General features: G+C 73.0%; 1 protein-coding gene. It reads left to right on the top strand.

The features are described 5' to 3' along the window. Positions 1-788: dihydrolipoamide acetyltransferase family protein (locus HO151_RS00870; protein ID WP_173894225.1), on the top strand; the 788-nt coding region annotated here is incomplete at its 5' end. Between the last annotated feature and the right edge of the window lie 211 nt (positions 789-999).

The following is a 999-nucleotide window of genomic DNA, read 5'->3' as shown; positions in this document are numbered from 1 at the left end:
TGACGGGTTCGGGACCCGAGGGCCTGATCATGCGTGCGGACGTGGAACATGCCGTGCGGGCCGGCACGCCGGCCGCCGGCCCGGCGGCCACCCGCGCGTCCGGCACCCGCGTCCCCCTCAAGGGCGTCCGCGGTGCCGTCGCCGACAAGCTCTCCCGCAGCCGTCGCGAGATCCCCGACGCGACCTGCTGGGTGGACGCCGACGCGACCGAACTGATGGAGGCACGCCGCCGGATGAACGAGGCGGGCGGGCCGAGGATCTCCCTCATCGCGCTCCTCGCCCGGATCTGCACCGCCGCGCTGGCCCGCCACCCCGAACTCAACTCGACGGTCGACACGGACGCCCGCGAGGTCGTACGGCTGGACGAGGTGCACCTCGGGTTCGCCGCGCAGACCGAGCGCGGGCTCGTCGTACCGGTGGTGAAGGGCGCGCACGAGCGGGACGCGGAGTCGCTGAGCGCGGAGTTCGCCCGGCTCACCGAGGCGGCCCGGACCGGGACGCTCACCCCGGCGGACCTCACCGGCGGGACCTTCACGCTGAACAACTACGGGGTGTTCGGCGTGGACGGCTCCACGCCGATCATCAACCACCCCGAGGCGGCCATGCTCGGCGTCGGCCGGATCGTCCCCAAACCCTGGGTGCACCGGGGCGAACTGGCGGTGCGGCAGGTCGTGCAGCTCTCGCTCACCTTCGACCACCGGGTGTGCGACGGCGGTACGGCGGGCGGTTTCCTGCGGTATGTGGCGGACTGCGTGGAACAGCCGGCGGTGCTCCTGCGGACCCTGTGAACCCCGGGGCCGGGGGCCTTCCGGCACGGCCTTCCCGTACGGCCCCGTCACCACCCCCGTCCACATGCTGTGCGCGGGGGTGGAAATGATCCACCGGGCACCCATACTCATGGGATGACCGCGTTCGAGCCACCCGGCGCACCCGGCGCACCCGGCGCACCCGGCAGGGACGAACGCGGTCATCCCATGAGTATGGGTGCCCGGTGGATCA

This window comes from Streptomyces sp. 8P21H-1, from assembly GCF_013302945.1.
The sequence above is the reverse complement of the archived record's forward strand: the minus strand, read 5'-3'. Positions and strand labels throughout refer to the sequence as shown.